Raw genomic sequence first — 22,550 nt, forward strand, 5'->3', positions numbered from 1 at the left:
AACCTTGGACTTAGCCAGGAACTACAAGCTGTTTTTGCCGATAAATTACTGACGAATTCCTGTGTGCGGGTAGTGTGCCGATGTCGTTACAATCCCAAAGGGAAACAAACCACTGAGGAGTATGCAGGACGCGGACGTAATTGTAATTGGTAGCGGTGTGGGTGGACTGGTCGCTGGGGCATTGCTGTCGCGTTATGGGCGAAAGGTTTTGGTGTGTGAGAGCCATGCAATTCCGGGTGGTGCGGCTCACAGTTTTTCACGGCAGGGGTTTCAGTTTGATTCTGGGCCGTCGTTTTACTGTGGACTGAGCGATCGCCACTCTCTTAATCCCCTGCGTCAGGTACTCGATGCCTTGGAGGAGCCAGTAGCCGCTGTTCCCTATGACCCACTCGGTCACTACCATTTTCCTGATGGCACCTTTCCTGTATACGGCAATGCAGAGCGCTATCGATCAGCGATCGCCCAGGTCACACCTTCCGGGGCGCAGCAGTTCGCCAAATTAGAACAGCGGCTGCTTTCGCTCTATGAAGCGCTGCGCGAAATTCCTACTTTGGCACTACGGGCAGACCTAAATTTGATTCCGGTGCTGTTGAGTCGTTATCCGTTGGCATTGCTGAAGCTATTGCCCCAGCTTGGCGTAATTCAAGGATCGGTTGGGGATTTAATGGATCAAGCGGTGCGCGATCCCTGGGTGCGGCGACTGATCGATCTGGAATGTTTTTTGCTGTCGGGGCTAAAGGCGCACGGCACGATCGCCCCTGAAGTTGCTTTTATGTTTGGGGAGCGATCGCACTCTGTAATTGATTACCCGGTGGGCGGCAGTGGGGCGATCGTGCAGGCACTCGTGCGTGGACTGGAGCGCTGGGGCGGCAAACTGCGGCTAAATGCTCACGTTGAAGAAATTCTAGTTGAACAGGGCAAGGCAGTTGGAATTCGGCTCAAGTCAGGAGAAACGCTCAAAGCGCCCATCGTGATCTCCAACGCGACTCTGTGGGACACCTACACCAGACTATTGAAGCCCGAACACTTACCTGCCGATTACCGTCGTGCGGCACTCGCCACGCCAACAGTGGATAGCTTTATGCACCTGCACCTGGGAATTCGGGCAGACGGACTGGAAGACTTGACGGGACACCATGTGGTTGTCCACAGTGCTGAGCAGGACATCACCGTCCCCGGAAACACCTGCATGATTTCGATTCCCTCGGTGTGGGATGCTAGCCTTGCGCCAACAGGACATCATGTAATTCATGCCTACACCTTGGAGCCTTACACGAACTGGCAACGGGGCGAAGGCTATGAGGCGCAAAAGCAGGAGCGATCGCAATCTCTCTTTCAGGCGATAGAGCAAGTGATTCCCGATGTGCGATCGCGAATTACTCTAGAGCTAATCGGTACGCCGCTGACCCATGCTCGGTTTTTGCGTCGGCATCAGGGGACATACGGTCCGGCGATCGCTGCGGGACAGGGGATGTTTCCCAGCAATCAGACCCCAATTCCTGGACTTTATCGTGTCGGTGACAGCACCATGCCTGGAATCGGCGTTCCAGCGGTAGCCGCTTCTGGGATTCTCTGCGCTAACACGCTGGTCAAGCCGCAGCAAACCGCAGAGTTGCTTCACTAATTCAGTCAGGGTTGCAGTGTTAAATTCGCTTATTGTTGATTTTCGGGGTGAACTGGCTGCTCTCAGTGCAGCCTTGATTTGGGCGCTCGCCTCCGTCGTTTACATCAGCTTGGGCAAGCAACTGTCGCCGCTGGTGCTGAATCTGAGCAAAAGTGCGATCGCCGTTGTACTGATTTTGCTGACGCTAGGACTGCGCGGTGATTTTTTGCCTGATACAACTCCTGCGGCTGTGGGGTTGTTGATTCTAAGTGGAGTAATCGGAATTGGGTTTGGCGATACGGCTTTTTTTGAAGCGCTGAATTGCCTCGGAGCTAGACGCTGTTTACTGATGGAGGCACTGGCACCCCCGCTCACAGCGCTACTGGCGCTGATCTTCTTAGGCGAACAATTAACCGCTTTGTCTTATTTGGGAATTGGACTGACAGTTGCAGGCGTTTCCTGGGTGATCGTGGAACGGGTGCCCGATAGAGTGGAACGTTTATCCGACAGAGGGCAAGGTAACTTTCGTCTGCTGCGAGGCATAGGGTTTGGCATGATTGCAGCTTTGGGGCAGGCAGGCGGTTCTGTGATGTCTAGAGCTGCTCTGGCAGGAACGGAAATTAGTCCGCTCTGGAGTTCGTTGATTCGGCTGGTGGCGGGGGTAGTAGTGCTGTTGGTCTGGGCAGTGATTCAGCAGCGTGGCAAGCAGGGTTTTCGACCGCTGCGATCGCCCCGTTTGCTAGCAATTCTGACCCTTGCTGCATTCTTCAGTACCTATCTGGCGATTTGGCTTCAGCAAACCGCTTTCAAATTTACTGCCGCTGGGATCGCTCAAGCGCTCAGTGCTACTAGTCCGCTGTTTGTGATCCCCGTGGCGATGTGGATGGGCGATCGCGTCAGTCCACGAGCAATCTTGGGCGTTTTGATCACTTTGGGCGGGGTTTGGCTGCTGTTTGGGTAATGATGCCAGCGCTAATTTGGGAAATAAAGGCGATCGCTCCTGGTCAGATTAGTTGCACAATGCTACCTAGAATTGCTGTAAAGCAGATTTAGTCGCCGCTGTGCCGTTTCTAACGCAGCTTCGGGAGTGCTTTGTCCTAGTAGCGTTGCCTCGATCGCCCTTCCCAGGTTCTCAGAAACCCGGCTGTAGCCTGCAAAAATGGGGCGCGATCGCCCATTCTCAGCCTGCTTAAGAAACACGTCAACGGCGGGTTGCTCAGCAATGAACTCCTGATAGGGCTGACTTTGGCGCGATCGCAAATTTACGGGCAAGTAGCCTGTACCAATTGCCCATTGGGTTTGAAACTGCTCACTGGCGACAAATTCAGCAAAGGTAAAAGCGGCTCGTTCGTGGGCGGGTGTGGTGTTAAAGATAAACAAGTTTTCTCCGCCGACGCTGGTTGCTGCTCTTTCCTGCACTGGGATTGGCATTACTGCAAAATCGACTCCGGTTGCTTGAAGCTGACCCAGTGTCCACGGGCCAGTCAACTGCATGGCGACTCGTCCGGCCAAAAAGCCATCTAGCTCATAACCGCGTTCGGGCTGCGAGAGAATCGCTGAGCCGTCGTCGATCAGGTCGCGCCAGAAGTGGAGAGCGGCGATTGCCCCCGGATTCACCAGATCCAAATCAGCCGCATCGTCAGCGGTAATGTCACCGCCAGCACTCCACATAAACGGCAGCCAGTTAAATACCGTCCATTCCCCTTTTCCCAGAGGTAGCAGGATACCGTGCTGCGTTTGCCCATTCACCTGGCGAGTCAGCGTTTTAGCAACCTGCCGGAATTCTTCCCAAGTCGTCGGTAGCTCAGTAATTCCTGCCGCTTCAAACAAACTGGGACGGTAGAAAACTCCTACGTTGTTTGTCCCAAATGGCACAGACCAGGTGTGTCCCTCTAGCTGCATCGACTCAAACAGCGCCGGATCGATCTGTTCCTTGATGGGCGACTCCGCCAACCATTCCTCGATCGGCCGGATCGCTCCCAGTTCGATCAGCTGACCCGTAATCGTTGGCGCGTACCACAGCATGTCGGGCGACGCATTGCCCACGACAGCCGCCAGAATTTTGGGCATTTGCTGGTCACCCTGCCCAACATAGAGCGATTCCACTTGGATGTCTGAATGAGTCTGGTTAAATTCGTCTACCAACTCTTGCAGCACATCTCGGTTGGGTGGCGGGTTAACCCCGTGCCAGAGTGTCAGGTGAATCACGCCATCTGCATCAGGGTCGGTCGCTGCACAGCTCGTTAGAGCAATCAGACAAACACTGAGACAGATGGCAATCAACGCGCTGGCAATGCCAGAAAATACTGTTTTTGGAGACAAAGTCATGCCGATGAAGAAAGTCCATTCCTTTAGAGCTTACGCAACTATGGGTGAAACGGACGAGGCTATGGTTGTGACCCTGTAACTCTTTCTAGACAGCGATCGCCAAGGGCTCATACCGCTCGCCCGGTTGCAAATCAACTACCTGGGTAGAGAGCTGATGCTGGGCTAAGAGCGATCGCAGCTCTTCAATGCTGCCACCTGCGCGCAAGAGCGACTGTAAAATGCCTTCAAATTGGACATCTCCGCCTGCTGCTGTGGGTAAAAGCACTTTGGGCTGTAGCCATTGCACAACCTCTAAAACAGTCTTTTTACCTTGAATGACGGGACCAAGCAGCGGTATTTCTAAAGTGACGACGGGAGTAATCACTACATCAACGGGAGCAAATTCTTTGATCGAAGGGGAGTGGTATCCGTGCGGTTCGTAGTAAAGCTTGGTGCCTGCGGTTAAGTCTTTTAGCAAGTAGCCATTCTCAGTTAGCAGAGGACCGATGGGTGAACCGGGGGTCGCGCGGATTTCCAGATTTTCGACTGCTGTGGTTTTTCCGTGCGCTAGAGTTGTCACCTGGGTATAGCCCAAACCTTGCACAACCTTTGCGGCACTGGGAGAAGCAACGACGGGTATTTGGCGATCGAGCCGCTCAAGTGTGGCGGGATGGGCGTGGTCTTCTAGCCCCTGGGACAGCAAAATCAGATCAATGGAGTCAGGAATGGGGCGAGGCGATCGCCGCTCTCCCTTAAACAGCCAGTTCATATTGCCAAACACTAGCGGACCAACTAGCCAGGGATCAAGCAAAACTCGCTTTCCGCCCATCTCAATCAGCCAGGAATTGCTGTCTAACCAGGTTAAGTGCATAACGCTTTCGTGAAGTAACTGACTCTATTGTAAGGAATTGTTACGACGTGTCATAGCCAGTTACCGACCATGACGTAAGGTGCCCAGTAGAAGGGATGTCGGCGGAAGCGTTCAATTTCCAAGATGGAGAGCTGAGCGCGGCGCAGGGCTTCGGCTTTGGTAACGGTGTTGTTTGCCAGTTCGGAATAAAAGCGGCTCATTAGCAGAGCGGTTGCCTCATCGCTGACCTGCCATAGAGTTGCCAGGGTGCTGCGTGCGCCTGCTCTGACAGCTACTCCGGCTAGTCCCAGTGCGGCTTGGCGATCGCCCACCGCCGTTTGGCAAGCACTGAGAACGAGTAGCTCAATCGGTCTTGCGTTGCCTAAGTCAGTGGCTTGCAGCAGACTATTAAGCTGGTTGAGATTAATTCGGTCGTCCCAGGTGAGAATGAAAGTTTCGGTTAGCTCCGAGCTAAATTTGCCGTGCGTTGCCAGATGAACCACAGGTGCCGGGGCTGAGTTAATCGCCTGCTGAAATGCGCTGCTGGTAAACTCTTGATTGATCAGGATGCGACTGGGAACCTCCGACTGAATCTGCTCTAGCTCCGGCAAAACGTTGGGCAATGCTGAGAATCCCTGCCGTGACTCAGACAGCCCTGCGGTGAGAACGGTGAGCTGCTGGAGTTGAATTGGACGCGGATCAAGCAACTGCAAACCCGGAGTCAGGGCAACGCTGTACTGCTCAATTAGAAATTTTTCACCATCGTTCAGTACCGCCATTGGAATATTTCGCAGCACGCCATCCGGGACAAACACCAGGGTTTTCACCCCGCTGGCTGCTAGATCTGCCTCGACGGGGCGAATCAACCAGTCGTAAACCTGTTGGGAAAGCTGCAAAAACTGGCGACTGGTGCGAACGACAAGCGCTTGGCGCAACCGTCCTACGACGCTTTCTACTTCGCTGTTGGAAAGGGGCGTGCTGTAGTGGCGTAAGGTTTGTCCTGGTAGGCTAATGACAACTTCTAGCCGATCTGCCAGCAGAATTGGGTAGATTACGGCGGCACGGCGATCGATTTCGTCGATTTGGATAGGTTGGGCATCCAGGCAGGCTTCACGCAAAAAATTGTCTAGCTCTGCCAGTTGCAGCGATTCGATTACGGTTCGGGCTTTCTCTAAATTTGCCGGATTCGCATCGCCGCTGCCCGGCTTCAGCAGCAGGCTGACCAGTTCTCGGTGAATTGGTTCGATGCTTTCCTGGAAAGAAAGCTGCACCTCTGGATTAATCGCAACCAAATCATTTCGCAGCGTTTGCAGGGTGCTAACGGCTTCGCTGTAGGCGGCGATCGCCCCTGCATATTTCTGGCTTTCCGTCCCTTCGGTATCAGCCTGAGCTTTGAGAATTCGTCCTAGCTGCCACTGCCAGCGATAGGCAATGTCTGAGGCTGAGGCATTTTGCGCCAGGCCTAATGCTTGCTCGGTTAGGTCGGTGGCGATCGCCCACTGCTGGGTCTGCTCATACAGTGCCCCCAAGCTGCCCAGGGCAAAAGATTCGGCTCTAGTGTCTGCTAAATTCTGAGCTTCAGTGCGAGCAATACTTAAGAGTTGAGCGGGATAGGTGTTGGGCTGTGTGGATTCCGTCTGTCCCAAATGGCTCAAAGTTTGAGCAAAGTTGACCTGAGCGTAAATCTTGGCGCGGCTAGTGGGTAATTCACCTAACTGAGATTGGATTAGTGGGATCAGAGCTTGTGCCGCTGGAATCTGGTCGGTTTCAACGAGCAAACTGAACTGGTTGATTTGTGCCTGGACGCGGGTCAGGTTAGAAGGGGAGGTGGCGATCGCCTGCCGATAAAACTCCAGAGCAACTTCTAATTCCTGCTGAGCACGGGCAGTGTTACCTAAACTAAATTGTGCGGCTGCGATCGCTTCTGAATCTTGCAACCGTTCTGCAACGGACAGGCTGGACTGCAACACCTCACGGGATTGGGGCAAATTTCCGCCTACCCGCAGTGCATCGCCCAGGCTTCGTAACCCCACCGCTTTGGTTAAGGAATCGGGCTGTTCCTCCAGCGTTTGCGTCAGTGGCGTGAGTAGGGCGATCGCCCGTCGATAAAATCCTAACGACTGTAGCGCTTGGGACTGATTGATTTGGCTCCGCAGCGCAGCAACCTGATCCCCAAGCTCCTGATAGATTGTCGTTGACTGCTCCCAGGTGGCAAGGGCGGCTTCTGCCTGACCCTGACTCAACTGCAAACGTCCTTGAATGTCGAGCGATCGCGCCAATGCTGCCTGATAGTTGGGCTCATCGTTTGACTCCAGCAAGCTGAGACTGGAAGCGATCGCCTCCGTTGCCGCTCCCCAGTCTCCCAACTGCTGATAGACCAGCGACAAATTTCGCAGCGCCATCGCTTGACCCAGCGGATTTCCCGTTTGGTAGGCGGCGATCGCTTGCTGAAGCACTGCCACCGCTTCGCTCAACTGCCCCGCTTCATATAGACGTTGCCCTTGCTGCACCAGGCTTTCAGCCTGTACTAGCTCAGTGGGGAAACCTTGCCTCTGACCGGGCAAATCTTGCCCAACAGCAGCAGTTCCCGGCAATTTGGCAATCGGGAAGACAATGACACAAAGGGCCGTCAGAATAGCCAGCAGAAAGTAACGGGCGATCGGGGCAGTTGAGAGGATGCGATTGCCCTTTCCCCTTTCCCCGCTCAAAATGGCGTGTAAACGATCGAAAAATAAATTCCGCTTTCCTGCCATGTCACGTCCCTAGAGTCAACTGAAACCAGCGGAAGCCCAAAATCAATCCGAGCGGTAAAGCGATCGCCCTGCCGCCACTGCAAACCTGCACCCAAGCCAATCAGCGTGTTCGGATCGGGATCTTCACTGCCCGAATTCCAACCCGTGCCGATGTCGAAAAATGGCACCACTTGCAGCAGTCCGTCGATGTCGCGGACTCTCCAAATGGGCAGACGCACCTCCGCCGACAACAGCGCGCCGTTGTCAGTGAGTAGAAAATCTTGCCGATAGCCCCGCACGGTTTGCTGACCACCGATGCCAAACTGCTCCAGCGGCACTACACCCTCATCTGCAAGCTGAATGTCTGCTCGCACCAGCAGCAGCGTATCGGGTGCCAGCAACCGCACATATTGCCCCTGTCCTCGCCAGGAAAAAAAGCGGCTGTCGGGTGCATTTTCGTTAACGGTGGAGTCAAGCGCATCCAGTCCCAGGCTAAATTGCGATCGCGCTGCCCACACTTGGCGGCTCTCCTGACGCGTCCATTCCTGGGAAAATCGCAAAGCTGAAACCCGTGTCCTTCCCTGCTCGTCTGCCCCCAGAGAAGGAAAGGGAAGTGGTTCTCCGATTAGTTCTTCCAAAAATTCGCTCTCACTTTCGCGGCGAGAGGCGGTCAGGCTCAGGGCAAATTCTTCAGTTGGTGTGAGGGTGAGCGGTTGGCGATAGGTAATTTCGTAGTAGCGCGACTCTGACTGAATATCGAGAAAGTTAAACGGATCTTCGATCACTTCGCTCGACGTGGTGCCATAGCTAAAGTTGAGCGTGCCGTTACGAGGATTTAGCGGCAATGTGTAGTTGGCATCCAGTCCATCGCTACCTTCAGTGTTGCTGTAGCCAATGCTCAAGCCATCGCCCAAGCCAAGTAAATTTGCCTCACTCACCTGGATACGACGGCGAACGCTGCCAACGGTGGGCGATCGCCCATTGTCTAACGCTAGCTGCACCCCAAAGGTGTCTGCCTCTGTTACTTCCACCTGGAGCAGACTGGTGCCCGGACGCAAACCCGCCGATAGCTCTGCTGAAATGTTTTGAATCAGCGGGTCAAGTTGCAGTAGTTGCAGTCCTTCTAGCAATCGAGGAACGTTGAGCGGTGGCTCAGCCGCCAGCTCCAATCGTTCTCTAACGTAGCTGGAGTTGAGACGGCGATTTCCGGTTACGACAATCTCTTCGAGGCTGCCTTCAATCACCTGAATGGTTACGACTCCATCCTCCAAAGTCTGAGGTGGAATCAGTGCCCCAGAGGTGACGTAACCCGCGTCAATATACAATTGTGTCACTGCCGATCGCGCCTGAAGCAATTCGGCAAAGGAAATGGGGCGATTGGTGAAAGGCGCAGTTGCAGCCGCTAGCGTTTCTTCATCAAAAACGGTGCTACCAACCACCTCAAAAGCACTGACCGTGATTGTTTCTGGCAATTCTCCCGGTAGCTCGTCCGGGGCAGGCGCGGGAGGTGTTTCCAGTAACTCTTCGGGCGGCGGCAGGAGTGGAAGCGGTTCAGGCTCGGGCAACGGTTCCACGGAAGGTGGCTCAGGAACCTGGGCTAACTCAATTGGCTGATGGGCATCATTTACCCTCGTCTCCAACTCTTCTTCGTTGAGAGAAGGAAGCCAAAATTCTGGTTTCCCCTCTTGAGTGGGGAATGAATTTGCTTTGGGTAACTCAGCCTTTGCTGAAGTATCGGGAATTACCTGGGCGATCGCCCGCGCAGCAAAATTTAGCTGAATAGGATGACCTGCTTCAGATAGCTCAATTGAAGTGGTTCCCACTACAACAAACGCCAGACCGCTGAGGTAGTGCGATCGCCATTGCCAACCGCTGCGAGGCATTTTTCCTCCCACTGGTTCCCAGTATCTAAATGAACCTCAGTACCATCGCTATCAGAATAAACGCGGAAGGCAGAGTTCGTATAGAGGGAAGAGGTAAGAATTTTGGTGTTCTTAAGCTGCAGCGACGGCAATAGCTGTTGATTAGCCCTTGGCGCGTCCAAACCGCTTCCTTAAACCCCAGCCCAGACCTAACACGCCTAAGCCCAAAGCGGTTCCTGGCTCTGGTACGGGTTCTGGCTCTGCGTCTGGATCGGTCACGTCCACTTCAACGACTTCTACTCGATCAATCAAGCACAGATCGTCTGGACCAGACAGTTCTCCAAAAAACTCGAAGAAGGACTGGCTCGGCACTAAATTACCTTGAGGGGGGCGGGTAGGCGGCACATCTGGGTTTTCCAAATTATCATCAAAAGTGAGCACGAAACTCGCCCAGTCAGGCTCAGTGTCAGCTGTACAAGTTTGAGAGTTTGAATTTTCGTTTGCTGTGAGTGGGAGTGCAAACGATGTTCTCCTGGGAGCCCTACGACGAATTACCCTTGCCGGACGTACCCGAAGGATATAGCTGTCTAAATCTATAAATGCCTCAGTTGTCTCGCCAAATATCAGATCTGTTTCGTCGCCGCTCTCATCATCAAATATGGTGAGTTTGACATCCGTTAAAGCGTAGGTGCCTCGTCCAACTGCATTATTTAAGTCGGGCGTGTTGGTGAAGAAGGAAAATGATCCAGCAAAAGTGTCACCATTGAAAGTTTCAAAGGTGTCGAAGACATCTTCGCCAAAAGTCCCTGAAAATTCAAATGTGCGTTCGGTGGGTTGCGGAACGGGTGACACATCGGTATCTAGTGTCCAGTTGAGAATGCTGTGAGTGTTTGTCGCTGAGCCAGTTCCCGCGCTGAAGCCAAAGTAGGCTTGTGAACCGACTAGATCAAACAGGTCAATGGTGCTACTAAGCTGTTGCAGAGGAGCCTCATCATTGGCAATGACGATATCAAGAAGGTTAGTGAGTCCGTTGTAGTTGATGTTGGCTGTAAATGTTCCTGCCTGATCAAAATTAAAAGATTCTGGAAGGGTAATCAGGTTTAAAGATCTCACCGAGCCATTGGTGTTTATGCCAACATGATCGTTAGATGAGGAACCATGCACACTTCCTGGATCACCCACTGCAGAATTAACATAAGTATCAAACTCTACCGCCACGCTGGGCGAGATGCCACTATAACCTAACCCACCTCCGCCTACGCCCAAAGCGTTGCTGCCCCTTGGGTCGTTGTGAACCATAAAGGTAAAGCCATCGCCGCTGCCAAAATTATCGTCTCCCTCGCCCGTAATGGAGAAGTCGAAGCGAGTTGAGAAGGAAGTATCTGCCGTAATGCTAAAGGGATTGGACAGGAAAGCACTACCTCTTTGGCTTTGAAGTTCAGGGGTTAGCTGTAAAACATTGTCTACTACTGTTGCACTGCCATTAAACGTCAGGCTTGAGGTATCGGAAAAATCGCTGAAGTCAAAGGTGACTGCTTCGGCGGATGTAGGGAGTGCGACGAGTCCCACCGTTGTACCCGTTGTGGCGATCGCCACTTTAACTATGTCGCGTTTTCTCACGGTAAAGCTCCTTAACAGGATGAAGAGAGGAGATAAAATGTGGATGAGCAAACGCACCAATCTGATGCCATCTGCCAGACGAAGGGCGATCGCAGCAATAGATATCAAAAAGCGCTGTCAGTTAACGCTTTAGGTCAAAGTCTGTTTTTCGTATGGGGTTGCGTTTGCTTGGCGAAACGATGCAATTGGGCGATCGCCTGCCAGAAAAATTAAAAAACTGAAGCGGTAAATGCAGAAGCCTATTGCCGTATACACGGATTCACATATTGCATTTCTACGTCATTTTCACAATATGTTCCAGTGTTAATACTGAGCTTCAGCGAAAGACTACAATTGACTTCGTTCCTTTAAAGCTTTCGTAAACGTCGGAGCTTATGAGTTAGAGGTTGGGGGTTGGGTAAATCTTTGCTAATTCCCAAATCCCAAATTCCTATGACCGACAGGTCGCAGAATTAACCCAGGGAGAATGAGGAACCGCGGTTGCTTGGGCGGTGAGGATGAGTTGACCATTGGAGGCGATCGCCCAGCCTTGAGCTTCTACCAATTCCGTGGAGGCTGATGCAGAATGGGTCGGGGGAATGGGTGAACTTGTGGTTGAAAGGTTGGTGGGTTCTTCCAGCGTTTCCCAATCTGCCAGAATTGCGTCGCTGTTGAGTTGCTCGGTAGGGCTGGGAGGTAAGCCACCCCGTCCAGTGATCGTAAATTCACCGATCTGGTTGGCGATCGCTGTATTTCCGGCTGAGCAACCCTGGGCGACGAGACGGGAGGCATCCACTACATCAGCGGGCAGTTCTGCGGTGCCGCGACTCGGGTCTACATCAGGGCGGTTAATCTCGATTACACCGTCTACGCCAAACTCTGAACTGGCGGTGATGTCGCTGAGTTCGGTCTGCGATTCGCGGGGAGCAATGCCAAACACGCCGATCGCCGTGATGTTGATGTTGCCGCCTTGTCCCTGAAACGCATTGGCGGTGATATCGCTGTTTTCAGAAGCCACTGCCGCCAAAAAGTCTGTGTTGATTGTGATGTTGCCGCCATCTCCGCCTGCCTGTGCCGTGCCTGCGGTAGTGGAAATCTCACTTTCACGGCGCAACACAACTGTATCTGCCAAATTCAGGGTGATGTTGCCCCCTGTAGTGCTGGCAGTTCGAGCAGAAATTAAGCCCCTGTTGAGAAATAGCGAGTTGCCTTCAAGTTGAATATTGCCGCCAACGCCAAATCCTTCACTGCCAACTGCGATGCTTGCCCCGTCTCGAATCAGCACCTGGCGACTGGTGAGAAAAATGCTGCCGCCATTGCCACTAGAACCTGCAATGGTATCTGCAAAAAGTCCGCTGGTTGCACCTGTTAAGGTAACAGAATCGGTAATATCTAGATCTAAACTTCCAGCATTACCAAAGCCATCGGTACTGGCGCTAATTCGACCGCTATCGGACACTTCAAGATTGGCTGCGGTTACTCCAATATTGCCGCCTGCGCCGTCTGCGTCAAACAACACTTCACTCACGATTGCACTGGGAGAAAGGATGTTTTGAAAACTGTCAAACCCACTTCCCGTGACGAGAACGGAGTTGGCATCAAGATTAATATTGCCTGCATCGCCTCTACCTTCAGTGCTGGCGTTGATTTGAGCGCCATTCAGAACGGAGAGTGATCGCGTCGTGATATCAATATTGCCGCCATTTCCCTCTGTTAGTCCAACGATGTTTCCAGCTTCATCTCTTTCATTAAAGACATTGCTAAACACACCACTCACAGTTCCATTTGCACTGATGCCATCTAAAACAATGGAGTCAGCCGCATTGATTCTGACTTGCCCCGCATCTCCTAGCCCCAATGTATTAGCGTTGACCTGAGCGCCATTGGTGACGAGAAGAGATTGGGTGTTGAGATTTAGGCTGCCTCCCTGTCCGGTTGCTTCAGGATTGACAAAGCTGGCGATTTGGCTGTCATTGAGCGAAGTGGATTCGCTAGCGAAGATATTGACATTTCCGGCCTGTCCATCCGCAAGTGTGACTGCCACTAAGCCTGAAACGTTGCTGAGGGAGAGCGATCGCGTTATCACATTGATATCACCACCGCTACCTGTTGCTCCTAGTTCAACAACACTAACGATCTCACTGTTGTTGAGGGAGACAAAGTCATCGGTGTTGATTGTGATGTTTCCGGCTTCTCCAGCACCAAAGGTGATTGCGGCGATGTTTCCAGCGTTAGTGCTAGAAAGGGACTGAGCCGTAATTTCAATATCACCGCTGCTTGCTCCAGCTACATCTGTAAACGTGTTGCTGGCGATCGCAAAAGTGGTAGAGTCGCCAGTGCCACGAATCGTGAGTGCGCCTTCACTGTTGAGTTGAATATTTCCCCCTAATAGCCCCTCCGATAAGATGGCAGCCCCTTCATTCAAGCGGATATCACCAGCCGCTAGAAATGTCACATTACCGCCATCACCCGTGATAAAGTTTGTCGCTGGATCGACTCCAGATACATCTACAACATTATTTAGAACAATCCCACTACGAGCATCTACAGTGACGGAACTGGCGAGGGTTGGGGCGATCGCATTAATAAATCCGATCTCAATCGTGCCATTGAGTGAGTTGTTGGGCTGATATTGATTAGTGAGAAAAATCAATCCGTCAGGTTGATTCAGGATAATTTCGTCAATAGTGATATTGGCTGATGTAGCAGTAGATGAGTTTAACCCTGTAGGAGAGGGTATTCCTGTCACACCTAAAGGAGTTCCAACTGCCGTGGTGCCTGCACGGATATCCAGTGTAGGCTGCGCCGCGCCATTCACCTGTAAAGTGGAGCCGTCAGAGAGAACTACCGTTTCATTAATCGAGTTTGTTGCATCTGCACCCGTAATTTCAACCCTGCCGATGTTTACTGCGCCGCCTGCAAAGATGTGTAGAGAGGCACCTGTGTAGCTGGTAAAACTTACATTTCCATTGGCTCGAATGACTGGATCGTAGGGGCTAGATAAACTGCCCAACTGCCCATTTAACTGTTCAATGCGGAAGTTATTGCCTGCGGTATAGTGAGCGTCTCCCTGAACGGAATTGGCAGAGCGTAACACTAAATCTTCACCTGCAAAAAAGCCGCTGTTGGAGTGATTGAGTGCAAAGATGTTGACTCGGCGATCGCCCTGTACCTGCAAATTTCCTCGTGCTGAAGCAAGGAAGGGTTGACTGGGGCGATCGCGTATCCAAACAGTATCTAACGCTCGCAAAGTGAGTGTTTTACCTGCCTGGAGTTGTCCGCTCAGGTTTAGAGTTTCTGCAATGAGTGACAGATCTTGCCCGACAGTTAAGCTGCCTCGGTTGGTGATCGTGCCGCCTGCAACACTTCTACCCAACTGTACACCTGGATTTAACGTGACCGTCAGGAGTGGCGGCAATTCTGGATCAACTGCGCTGAACTCCAATCCGTTGTTGAAGGAGAAGCGATCGGCAGTGGTGGCAACAAAAGAACCTGCAATATCCAGACGGGCACTCCGTCCAAACAGGATGCCGTTGGGGTTGAGCAAAAACAGGTTGGCATTGCCGTTGACCCCCAGTGTACCTAAAATCTCGGAAGGATCATTTCCGGTGACACGACTGAGAATATTTTCGATTCCAACCGGGTTGGTGAAATAAACCTGCTGCCGTCCGCCCACGTTGAATTCTGTAAAACTGTGAAATAAATTTGCGCCTCGAGCCGCGCCGCCGCCAATGTTAATCAGCCGACCAGAGGCATCGCGAAAAATCTGAGAATTTTCAGAACCTAAGGTGTTATCGGGTGTAATTTGAGCCAGAACGCGATCATCAACTATCCCTCCGGCAGAGATAATAATGCTGGTGGCGATCGCCAAAACACGCGCAAATTCTAGTCTACCGTTTCTTTTACTCGCGCTATGACGCATTCTGGCAACCTCAAAATGACGGTATTTAATGTGACCAGCCCGATGCACTGATCATCAGAATATAGGCAAGGCGTAAAATTAGGTAGTCTAGAGCGTTAAAAATGGTTGAAGCAGGGTAAGCGTTAGAGAGTTGTTTGGGTGAACGAAGGCTGGACTTATTGCGATCGCATCAACCGCGACACCGAGAGCCTATCGGTGTTGGACTATTACACCCAGCGCTATCAACATTCCAGCCGCACCGAATGGGAACAGCGAATTGTGTCAGGTCAGGTGTTGCTCAACGGAGTGCCAACAACCGCTACAGCCACTTTGAAAGCGGGAAATCAACTCACCTATCATCGTCCACCCTGGCAGGAACCAGAAGTTCCTTTAGAATTTGCTGTGCTGCACGAGGATGCAGACTTGCTGGTGATTGCCAAGCCATCGGGGTTGCCGGTTTTACCTGGAGGCGGATTCCTGCAAAACACACTCCTGTGGCAGCTTCAGCAGCGCTATCTAGATTCGCCACCCGTACCGATTCATCGTCTAGGACGGGGAACTTCAGGGTTAATGTTGTTGGCGCGATCGCCCTCTGCACGAGCCAGTCTAAGTCAGCAAATGCGCGATCGTCAAATTCGTAAAACCTATCGTGCTCTGGCGAGTGGAACGACCATGCCAGATTGTTTCACCATCACCCAACCGATTGGCAAAATTCCTTACCCTCTGCTGGGCTATCTTTATGCCGCAACCCCAGACGGATTGCCTGCTCACAGTGAGTGCCATGTCTTTAGACGCAACGAAAACAATACACTCCTCGAAGTCACCATTCTCACAGGGCGACCCCACCAAATTCGCATTCACCTGGCAGCAAGCGGCTTTCCGTTAGTAGGCGACCCACTATACGGTGTTGGTGGTGTTCCCCTATCCTCTGCGTTAGCCGATTCAGGCTCGACGACCCACAGTAGACCTATTCCTGGCGACTGCGGCTATCATCTTCATGCGCTACAGTTATCATTTGTTCACCCCACAACAGGTCAACCTGTAAGCTACACTTGCCCTGCCCCATCTGCCTTGAGTTAATCGAATGAACACTTACTATCGTCAGCAACATTCAGTTTTTCCGGTTAGCTACCTGAGTGAGTTAGAGGGGCAAATTCGCGCCTGTCCTTACTTTGCGGTTAACAACCTGAACCGAGACTTCGTCAACACCAAAGGATTCTCACTCGTGTTTCAGCGTTCTGGTCTAGCAGAAGTAGAGCAACGGTTTCCATTCTTTAAGCAATATTTGGCGATCGCCCTTCAACCCGAGTGCAATGCTTTTTACCTCAACCCCCTCTTACTCAAAGCAGGTTCACGAGTCGATCCACACATCGATCGATCGCTACGTTCCTATTGCAAGACGGTTGAGCCACCCGCCCTGGTGAGCGTTTTGTATGTGCGAGTGCCCCAGGATTTACAGGGCGGTGAGTTGGTCTTGCAGAATGGTAAACGTCAAGTTGCCCAAATTCAGCCACAAACCAATATGTTGCTATGGTTTCAGGGTGACCTGACACACTCGATTAATCCAGTCACCAGTTCCACAAATCGGCTCAGTCTAGTTTGCGAACAATACAGCCTCAGTGAGTCTGAACGGCAAAGCATTCCGGAATTCACGCTAGAGTCAAGAGCTATTCCCCAAGCTGCAAAAGTGAGTGGAAAGAAGCGGCGATCGCTATCTGAAAGGTAATTGAAGCGCGATCGCTCTTGAAACCTACTCAATAGCAATCCTTGAACCAAATGGAGATTATGCTAAGGAATAGATGAACGTTTACCAGAAATTGATCAGGGAGCGCGAGTAAGCGTGTCAAAATACTTCACCTGTCCTAACTGCGGAGCGGATGTGCCACTTAAGGCTCGTGCTTGCCCTGAGTGTGGTTCGGATAAGGAAACAGGTTGGTCTGAAGCTGCAAGCTACATGCATTTGCTTCCAGACAGGGGTGATGAGGATAAAAATTCTCAGTCCAAGACCTGGCAAAGAGGGTTGATAGCCATTGTTGCAATTTTTCTGCTGGTAGCTTTTCTATCCGCTCAAGGGTTTACTTGGAGCTGGTATGTGATTCCTCTAATTGCTCTAGCGGTTGGCGCTGTTTACGCTGTAACTCAGAGCGGCGCTAGCAGCAGCGGGGGAATGGAGAAACAGCTCCAGCAGCAGCTTCTCAGGCGAGCAAAAGGGGATAAGAAGCTGGTGGAAAGGTTGATTCAATATGAGCAGCAGCGCAACCCAAATTCAAATCGGCTCCAGCTTTTACAAAATGCGATTTACCGCTGGGATCGCGATCGCAGATAGTAGAGATGGCGTTGCCGAATGCGGGTATGATTCACGAATCTCAATTCCCTCTATGGGGGCATTGCATTGCATTGCCCCTACGAAATTCATACTTTCACTCTTGTTAAAGCTGCATTAATGAGTTGACTGCTCTACCAAAGATAGCTTGGAGCGTTGTTACAAAAGATGAGTTTACGAACCATTACTGCTACCCGATATGTCACTCCCCTACGTGAAGGTGGATCGCTGCCAGCCATTGTGGAAGCTGATGATGACGGTATGTATGTGCTGAAGTTTCGAGGGGCTGGACAGGGCGCGAAAGCTCTGATTGCTGAGCTAGTTGCAGGAGAAATTGCCCGGACTCTAGGACTGCTCGTTCCTGAGATCGTCTTGGTCAGCCTCGACTCTGAACTTGCCCGCACTGAACCTGACCCAGAAATACAGGATTTGATTCGAGCAAGTGTGGGTCTGAATCTAGCACTCGATTACCTGCCCGGTTCGATCACATTTGACCCTATTGCCGCGAAACCTGACCCTGCTCTCGCCTCTTTAATTGTCTGGTTTGACGCTTACGTGACGAACATCGATCGGACAGCGCGCAACACAAATATGCTGATGTGGCACCGACGACTGTGGCTCATTGATCATGGTGCTGCCCTCTACTTCCATCACACCTGGAGCAATTATTTAGAACGTAGCCGTTCTCCTTTTCCTGCGATCAAAGACCATGTTTTGCTCCACGGCGCTAGCGTTCTTCAAGAGGTAGATGCGAAAATAACTGAGCGGCTGACATCAAGCATCATCGAGCAGATCGTGCAACTGATTCCTGAGGCTTGGCTGGAGGGAGATGCTCGATTTGTTGACAGTGATCAATATCGAGAAGCTTACATCGAGTACTTAATGAAGCGGTTGGAAGCACCGCGCGTTTTTCTGGAGGAAGCAGTTCGTGCACAAGCTCTTAACGTATGATTACGCCATTATCCGCGTGGTTCCCAGGGTCGAGCGTGAAGAGTTTGTCAACGCTGGGGTAGTCGTTTCATGCGCGAGCCACAAATTCCTAGAATCTCGGATTGAGCTTGATGAGCAACGGCTGATGGCACTCGACCCCACCATTGATATTGAAACTATTCGAGACTATCTCGCAGCTATTCCACTGATTTGTGCGGGGGGAGAGTTATCTGGCCCCATTGGTCAACTCCCTCACAGGGAGCGCTTTTACTGGATTGTGGCTCCTCGCAGCACTGTGATCCAGACATCGCGAGTTCATACGGGGCTTTGCTCAAACTTGCCCAATGTGATTGAGCATCTCCTCGATACAATGGTGCGACCGTGCAAGCAAAACAAAACGACTGTAACCCGTACGATTTAGCAGTGATGTTCTAGACCTACAGGTTTCTATCGCTGATTAGGTCTATCACTCGGTCTTTTGGAATTGCGATCGCCACAACACAAACATTAAACAAGCTGCGATCGCCAGAATAGCAGCAGCAATCCTGAATGTGCTTTGCACCCCAAACACTAATGCTTCAGCGGGAGCATCCGTCACCATTGCAGTAGAAGATTGCGCCAACACCATTCCGGCAAAAATGGCTCCTAATAGTGGAACGCCTGTCGTTTGCCCCAGTGTGCGAGTCAGGGACAGTAAGCCCGACGCAATCCCAAGCCGTTCAGCAGGCACCGACCCTAAAATAGCACTGTTGTTGGGCGACTGAAACATCCCCAACCCAATTCCAAATGGAGCGACGCGGATAATGTAATCCAGGTCGGTCATTTGAGCATTGAATGTACTGATGCACAAACAACCCAGTACCATCAGCACCAATCCCACCAAACTGATGATGCGGGTGCCAAAGCGATCGGACAGATTCCCAGAAAATGGGGCGACGATGCCACCTAATATGGGGGAAACTGCCAGCAACACGCCAGTATGAGTTGTAGAGTAATCCAACACCAGTTCTAGGAAGAAAGGAATGATAAAAATCGTTCCGGCAATGACAATAAATACGAGAATGCCAGTCAACAAACTGAGGCTGAATTGACGATTGTAGAACAGGTGTAAATCTAATATGGGTGAGGCAATATGGGATTCTAGCCAGAGGAAAATTGCCAGACTGATGCCGGCGATCGCAAGTAGCCCCAAAGTCACTGGGTTAACAAATCTAGCCTCCTGTCCGTGGGTCATTCCTAGTGCAAAGGCAACCAGGGCGATTGTCATCATGATCGACCCAATCCAATCAAACCGTTGCCCAACAAAGGGATGCGGGTTGGCGGGAACGTAGCGGACAACCACAAAACTAGCAAAGATACCAATTGGCACGTTGACTAAAAAAATCATGCGCCAGTCAAACAGCCCAATCAGCAGACCCCCAACCGTCGGTCCAAGCGCAATGCCCAAGGATACGACCGCGCCAATAATACCCAGCGCCCGCCCCCGCTCTGAACTTGGAAATGCTTCTGTAACGATCGCCGCTCCGAGGGCAGAAATCATGACGGCTCCCATCCCTTGTAGTGCCCGGAAACCAATCAACCAGCCTACATCTGGAGCTAACCCACACAACAGTGAACTGATGGTAAATACAATTAGCCCGCCCAGATAGAGTCGCTTTTTGCCAATCATATCTCCCAGCCGCGCTGCACCCAAGACCAGAGTAGTAACCACCAGCAGGTAGCTCAACACAATCCACTGAATGGTGGCAAACGTGGTCTGAAAGGTTTGCACCAGTGTCGGCAAGGCGATATTGACAATACTGGTATCCAGGGTAAACATTAAAACGCCCAACCCAACCCCTAACATGACCCACCATTTAGCAGGGGTGGGTTGGGGAGATGCTGAAGGGGATGGATTGAGACTCATAAGGTTGTGATTAAGTGCTACCTGAAGAAAACCAGGTAGTGGGGTACTGAGTCAACTGTTGAACGTGTTAGATAGACGTGTTAGACAGACAGTACAAACTTGCTACAACCTCATCTAAGTCACTCAGGCTATGCGCTAGTTGGCTCAGTGTATCCTTGAATGTTCTCAGGCTCAAACTGGCGCAGTATACGAGTAGCTTGACGAGTTAACTCTTCCGTTCCTTTCACCACAATCAGGTACTTGCCTGCATCAAGGCGATTGCGATAGGGCAATGCATCTCCGCTGCCCACGGTTAAGCCAACTCCACCCCCCACAAAATAGGCTCCCAACGCACCGGAACCGGCTCCCAACAGTCCCCCAATAATGTGGTTCAAGAGAGGAGACGTTGAAAGGATCTCAATCCCTGTTAGAACATTAAATGCATAACCTGCGACAAATCCAAACGGAACTGACCAGAACGCCAATCGCTTTGCGCCTTTACGGGCTTGCTGATTTGGGTTAATGAGTCCGTACTCGTCTGCACTTTTATAGCCATTACCCAAAATATCAACTTGAGTATTGGCTAAACCTTCTTTCTCTAAAGCAGAATAAGCTGCCTCAGCTTGAATGCGATCGGATAAAACAGCAACAAGATAATTCATCATCTCACCTTAATTAAATTACCTCAATTAAATTACGAGGAACTAGCAACAACTTAATGATTCTGCTTCCTCAATTACGTCTATCGAAAGCGTGAAGCCCGAAACTAAAGCACTGTAGATATAGCTCACTAAAAGCCAACTTCATTGGATTAAGCCTGGAGAGGGATAAAGAGACATCAAGCTTTCAATAGGGTCCCTTAAAGCATGATGCGCTTGAGAACACACATCACCTTATCAGGGCAATGGGGAACTGGAATGGGTTTGCTCCATGCACTTGCTTCAGCAACACCCAGGGTATGTTGCCTAAGAATGTGTGCTTTCACGTTGTCTTCAGTGCCGATCACAAGCGTAGTGACAATGCGCGGATCGGGGTTGATTTGAATCAAAGCAGAATGGTCAGTCATGGCAGTGTAAAACTCCAGGTTGAGGGACTAGGAGCTAGGAACCGTGAGCCAGGGAGAACATCTTTAACCCCTAACCCCCAGTTCCTAACCCCTGAGATTTGCCTCCGAAAACCAAAGCCACCCTGCTGCTTTTTTTGCCATAGCAAAGTCAGGGTGGCTAGTGGAGTGATAAACTGCCCTCTAGCCCTCCGAACTGTTACCGCAGTTTTGAGGGTTAGTCGCCTGTTGTTGTTGGTCGCAACAGCAGGTGACGCTTGGATAACGGATATGTTTTTGTACTGAGGAACCAGGCTACTTGAGAATGAAGCTTTTCGCAAGTAGTTCTTGATACAGGTTTACAGGCTTGGAGTTTTGAGCTCGGCGAGCGCAGTTCTGATCCCGGCATTTCAAGTTCAGAGGTCAAAGCTTCGGGTTCTGAAGTCAAAGTTTCAGGCTTTGAAGTCGGAATTCCATGCTTTGAAGTCGAAGTTCCGTGTTTAGAAGTCAAAACTTCGGGCTCAGAGGTCAAAGTTTCATGCTTTGAAGTCAAACTTCCGTGCTCTGAAGTTGGAAATTTGTGTTTTGAGGTTGAGAGGTAAGGGATGGAGGGCGATCGCATTCTCCTAATACCAATCCTCTAAAGTAGAGCAACAGATTGGGTAGGGGCGTTTCGCGAAACGCCCCTACAGAAGTATCTATGTGTAATCTAAATCTGGAGAATTGGTATAAGACGGAAAGTGTTAAAACACTCGTCATTTAGAGGAAGAGTTATGATAGATAATCCACAAACTGTTCTCAACATGTTGCGTCACTATGCTTAAACATTTGACAACTTAAATCCGTCTATTGTTCTTTCCTTTCGTCATGCAAGCTGGCGAAAGATTAGTTATCAGATGCTAGGAGATGCTTATGACAGATATTAAATTTGGTGCAATGAATGATGTTTATGATTTGAACCGCTTTTTGCAAGCCCAGCAAGCCAACTACGAACAGGCACTCTCTGAAATCAAAAGTGGTCGAAAGCGATCGCACTGGATGTGGTACGTTTTTCCCCAGTTTGATGGGTTAGGGTCCAGTCCAACCTCCAAGAGATACTCAATCAAAAGCGTTGCGGAAGCCAAGGCATACTTGAGCCACCCTATTCTCGGCTCACGCTTGATTGAATGTGCTGAGGCAGTTCTGAGTGTAGAGGGACGAACTGCATACGAGATCTTCGGTTCTCCCGACGATATGAAGCTAAAATCTTGCGCAACGCTGTTTGCGTATGTTTCGACTGAAAAATCGGTGTTTGACCAACTGCTTGACAGATTTTTCCAAGGCGAACGGGACGACAAAACGCTTCGCTTACTCTAATCAACCTGCTCTAATTCACTTGAATATGCCAGGACGGGGATTTGAACCCCGGACACGAGGATTTTCAGTCCTCTGCTCTACCAACTGAGCTATCCCGGCTAGCTGTTCTTCAGCGCCTAACTAGGGTAACAAACTTGCCAATGCTTAGCAAGAGTTTGCG

General features: G+C 51.1%; 18 protein-coding genes and 1 tRNA gene. 9 read left to right on the plus strand and 10 right to left on the minus strand.

Going from position 1 to position 22,550, the window contains the following annotated elements:
- Positions 1 to 121 precede the first annotated feature (121 nt).
- Both H6F88_RS29035 and H6F88_RS29040 read left to right on the plus strand, forming a co-directional pair.
- Positions 122 to 1,624, plus strand: a complete 1,503-nt coding sequence (locus H6F88_RS29035) for an NAD(P)/FAD-dependent oxidoreductase (protein WP_190646287.1) — start codon at positions 122 to 124, stop codon at positions 1,622 to 1,624.
- Between the two features lie 16 nt (positions 1,625 to 1,640).
- Positions 1,641 to 2,564 (plus strand): EamA family transporter, encoded by a 924-nt coding sequence (locus H6F88_RS29040; RefSeq protein WP_190646288.1) that lies wholly within the window; start codon positions 1,641 to 1,643, stop codon positions 2,562 to 2,564.
- Positions 2,565 to 2,626: 62 nt separating this feature from the next.
- Here H6F88_RS29040 and H6F88_RS29045 read toward each other — a convergent pair whose 3' ends face one another.
- The 5 genes from H6F88_RS29045 to H6F88_RS29065 form a co-directional block, all read right to left on the minus strand.
- Entirely contained in the window at positions 2,627 to 3,931 is a 1,305-nt protein-coding gene (locus H6F88_RS29045; protein WP_190646289.1) for an ABC transporter substrate-binding protein, read from the minus strand.
- 85 nt (positions 3,932 to 4,016) lie between these two features.
- Positions 4,017 to 4,781, minus strand: coding sequence for an MBL fold metallo-hydrolase (locus H6F88_RS29050; protein ID WP_190646290.1), 765 nt, complete (start codon positions 4,779 to 4,781; stop codon positions 4,017 to 4,019).
- A gap of 50 nt (positions 4,782 to 4,831) precedes the next feature.
- Positions 4,832 to 7,513 (minus strand): CHAT domain-containing protein, encoded by a 2,682-nt coding sequence (locus H6F88_RS29055; RefSeq protein ID WP_190646291.1) that lies wholly within the window; start codon positions 7,511 to 7,513, stop codon positions 4,832 to 4,834.
- Positions 7,465 to 9,375, minus strand: coding sequence for a ShlB/FhaC/HecB family hemolysin secretion/activation protein (locus tag H6F88_RS29060; protein WP_190646292.1), 1,911 nt, complete (start codon positions 9,373 to 9,375; stop codon positions 7,465 to 7,467). Before H6F88_RS29060 ends, H6F88_RS29055 begins: the two co-directional genes overlap by 49 nt.
- 141 nt (positions 9,376 to 9,516) lie before the next feature.
- On the minus strand, positions 9,517 to 10,974 hold the full coding sequence (locus H6F88_RS29065; protein WP_190646293.1) for an L-type lectin-domain containing protein: 1,458 nt from the start codon (positions 10,972 to 10,974) through the stop codon (positions 9,517 to 9,519).
- 39 nt (positions 10,975 to 11,013) lie between these two features.
- Between H6F88_RS29065 and H6F88_RS29070 the strand changes: the two genes are divergently transcribed.
- A complete protein-coding gene (locus tag H6F88_RS29070) occupies positions 11,014 to 11,187 on the plus strand; it encodes a hypothetical protein (RefSeq protein ID WP_190646294.1) in 174 nt (57 codons plus the stop codon).
- Positions 11,188 to 11,404: 217 nt separating this feature from the next.
- Here the strand turns inward: H6F88_RS29070 and H6F88_RS29075 are convergent, their stop codons facing one another.
- The gene (locus tag H6F88_RS29075) at positions 11,405 to 14,875 is read right to left on the minus strand and encodes a filamentous hemagglutinin N-terminal domain-containing protein (protein ID WP_190646295.1); all 3,471 of its coding nucleotides are present in this window, start codon (positions 14,873 to 14,875) and stop codon (positions 11,405 to 11,407) included.
- Between the two features lie 138 nt (positions 14,876 to 15,013).
- Between H6F88_RS29075 and H6F88_RS29080 the strand changes: the two genes are divergently transcribed.
- The 5 genes from H6F88_RS29080 to H6F88_RS29100 all read left to right on the plus strand — a co-directional run bounded on the left by H6F88_RS29080 (position 15,014) and on the right by H6F88_RS29100 (position 18,528).
- Positions 15,014 to 15,934 carry an RluA family pseudouridine synthase gene (locus H6F88_RS29080; RefSeq protein WP_190646296.1) on the plus strand — a complete coding sequence of 307 codons (921 nt, stop codon included), beginning with the start codon at positions 15,014 to 15,016 and terminating at the stop codon, positions 15,932 to 15,934.
- A gap of 4 nt (positions 15,935 to 15,938) precedes the next feature.
- Positions 15,939 to 16,580, plus strand: coding sequence for a 2OG-Fe(II) oxygenase (locus H6F88_RS29085; RefSeq protein ID WP_190646297.1), 642 nt, complete (start codon positions 15,939 to 15,941; stop codon positions 16,578 to 16,580).
- 114 nt (positions 16,581 to 16,694) lie between these two features.
- Complete coding sequence (locus tag H6F88_RS29090) at positions 16,695 to 17,180, plus strand: zinc ribbon domain-containing protein (RefSeq protein ID WP_190646298.1); 486 nt, start codon at positions 16,695 to 16,697, stop codon at positions 17,178 to 17,180.
- Between the two features lie 165 nt (positions 17,181 to 17,345).
- The gene (locus H6F88_RS29095; RefSeq protein ID WP_190646299.1) at positions 17,346 to 18,128 is read left to right on the plus strand and encodes a HipA family kinase; all 783 of its coding nucleotides are present in this window, start codon (positions 17,346 to 17,348) and stop codon (positions 18,126 to 18,128) included.
- Complete coding sequence (locus tag H6F88_RS29100; RefSeq protein ID WP_190646300.1) at positions 18,106 to 18,528, plus strand: DUF3037 domain-containing protein; 423 nt, start codon at positions 18,106 to 18,108, stop codon at positions 18,526 to 18,528. The genes H6F88_RS29095 and H6F88_RS29100 overlap by 23 nt, the downstream gene beginning before the upstream one ends.
- A 45-nt stretch (positions 18,529 to 18,573) precedes the next feature.
- Here H6F88_RS29100 and H6F88_RS29105 read toward each other — a convergent pair whose 3' ends face one another.
- From H6F88_RS29105 to H6F88_RS29115, 3 genes are all read right to left on the minus strand, one after another.
- On the minus strand, positions 18,574 to 20,013 hold the full coding sequence (locus H6F88_RS29105; protein ID WP_242050755.1) for an MFS transporter: 1,440 nt from the start codon (positions 20,011 to 20,013) through the stop codon (positions 18,574 to 18,576).
- Between the two features lie 128 nt (positions 20,014 to 20,141).
- Positions 20,142 to 20,654: a hypothetical protein gene (locus tag H6F88_RS29110; protein WP_190646342.1), complete on the minus strand. Its 513-nt coding sequence runs from the start codon at positions 20,652 to 20,654 to the stop codon at positions 20,142 to 20,144.
- 197 nt (positions 20,655 to 20,851) lie between these two features.
- Positions 20,852 to 21,058, minus strand: coding sequence for a hypothetical protein (locus H6F88_RS29115; RefSeq protein ID WP_190646301.1), 207 nt, complete (start codon positions 21,056 to 21,058; stop codon positions 20,852 to 20,854).
- Between the two features lie 888 nt (positions 21,059 to 21,946).
- Here H6F88_RS29115 and H6F88_RS29120 point away from each other — a divergent pair.
- On the plus strand, positions 21,947 to 22,390 hold the full coding sequence (locus H6F88_RS29120; RefSeq protein WP_199333847.1) for a DUF1810 domain-containing protein: 444 nt from the start codon (positions 21,947 to 21,949) through the stop codon (positions 22,388 to 22,390).
- Positions 22,391 to 22,416: 26 nt separating this feature from the next.
- On the opposite strand, the gene H6F88_RS29125 is transcribed toward H6F88_RS29120, so the two are convergent.
- A tRNA-Phe gene (locus H6F88_RS29125) sits at positions 22,417 to 22,489 on the minus strand.
- Positions 22,490 to 22,550 lie beyond the last annotated feature (61 nt).

Origin of the sequence: Oculatella sp. FACHB-28 (assembly GCF_014696015.1) — a bacterium.
Lineage (GTDB): Bacteria > Cyanobacteriota > Cyanobacteriia > Elainellales > Elainellaceae > JAAUTN01.

Bases quoted from the DNA above. Each gene is read 5' to 3' on its own strand.
- H6F88_RS29035 (WP_190646287.1), top strand. From the start codon at position 122: ATGCAGGACGCGGACGTAATTGTAATTGGTAGCGGTGTGGGTGGACTG.
- H6F88_RS29045 (WP_190646289.1), bottom strand. From the start codon at position 3,931: ATGACTTTGTCTCCAAAAACAGTATTTTCTGGCATTGCCAGCGCGTTG.
- H6F88_RS29050 (WP_190646290.1), bottom strand. From the start codon at position 4,781: ATGCACTTAACCTGGTTAGACAGCAATTCCTGGCTGATTGAGATGGGC.
- H6F88_RS29055 (WP_190646291.1), bottom strand. From the start codon at position 7,513: ATGGCAGGAAAGCGGAATTTATTTTTCGATCGTTTACACGCCATTTTG.
- H6F88_RS29060 (WP_190646292.1), bottom strand. From the start codon at position 9,375: ATGCCTCGCAGCGGTTGGCAATGGCGATCGCACTACCTCAGCGGTCTG.
- H6F88_RS29075 (WP_190646295.1), bottom strand. From the start codon at position 14,875: ATGCGTCATAGCGCGAGTAAAAGAAACGGTAGACTAGAATTTGCGCGT.
- H6F88_RS29085 (WP_190646297.1), top strand. From the start codon at position 15,939: ATGAACACTTACTATCGTCAGCAACATTCAGTTTTTCCGGTTAGCTAC.
- H6F88_RS29095 (WP_190646299.1), top strand. From the start codon at position 17,346: ATGAGTTTACGAACCATTACTGCTACCCGATATGTCACTCCCCTACGT.
- H6F88_RS29105 (WP_242050755.1), bottom strand. From the start codon at position 20,013: ATGAGTCTCAATCCATCCCCTTCAGCATCTCCCCAACCCACCCCTGCT.
- H6F88_RS29110 (WP_190646342.1), bottom strand. From the start codon at position 20,654: ATGAATTATCTTGTTGCTGTTTTATCCGATCGCATTCAAGCTGAGGCA.
- H6F88_RS29115 (WP_190646301.1), bottom strand. From the start codon at position 21,058: ATGACTGACCATTCTGCTTTGATTCAAATCAACCCCGATCCGCGCATT.
- H6F88_RS29120 (WP_199333847.1), top strand. From the start codon at position 21,947: ATGACAGATATTAAATTTGGTGCAATGAATGATGTTTATGATTTGAAC.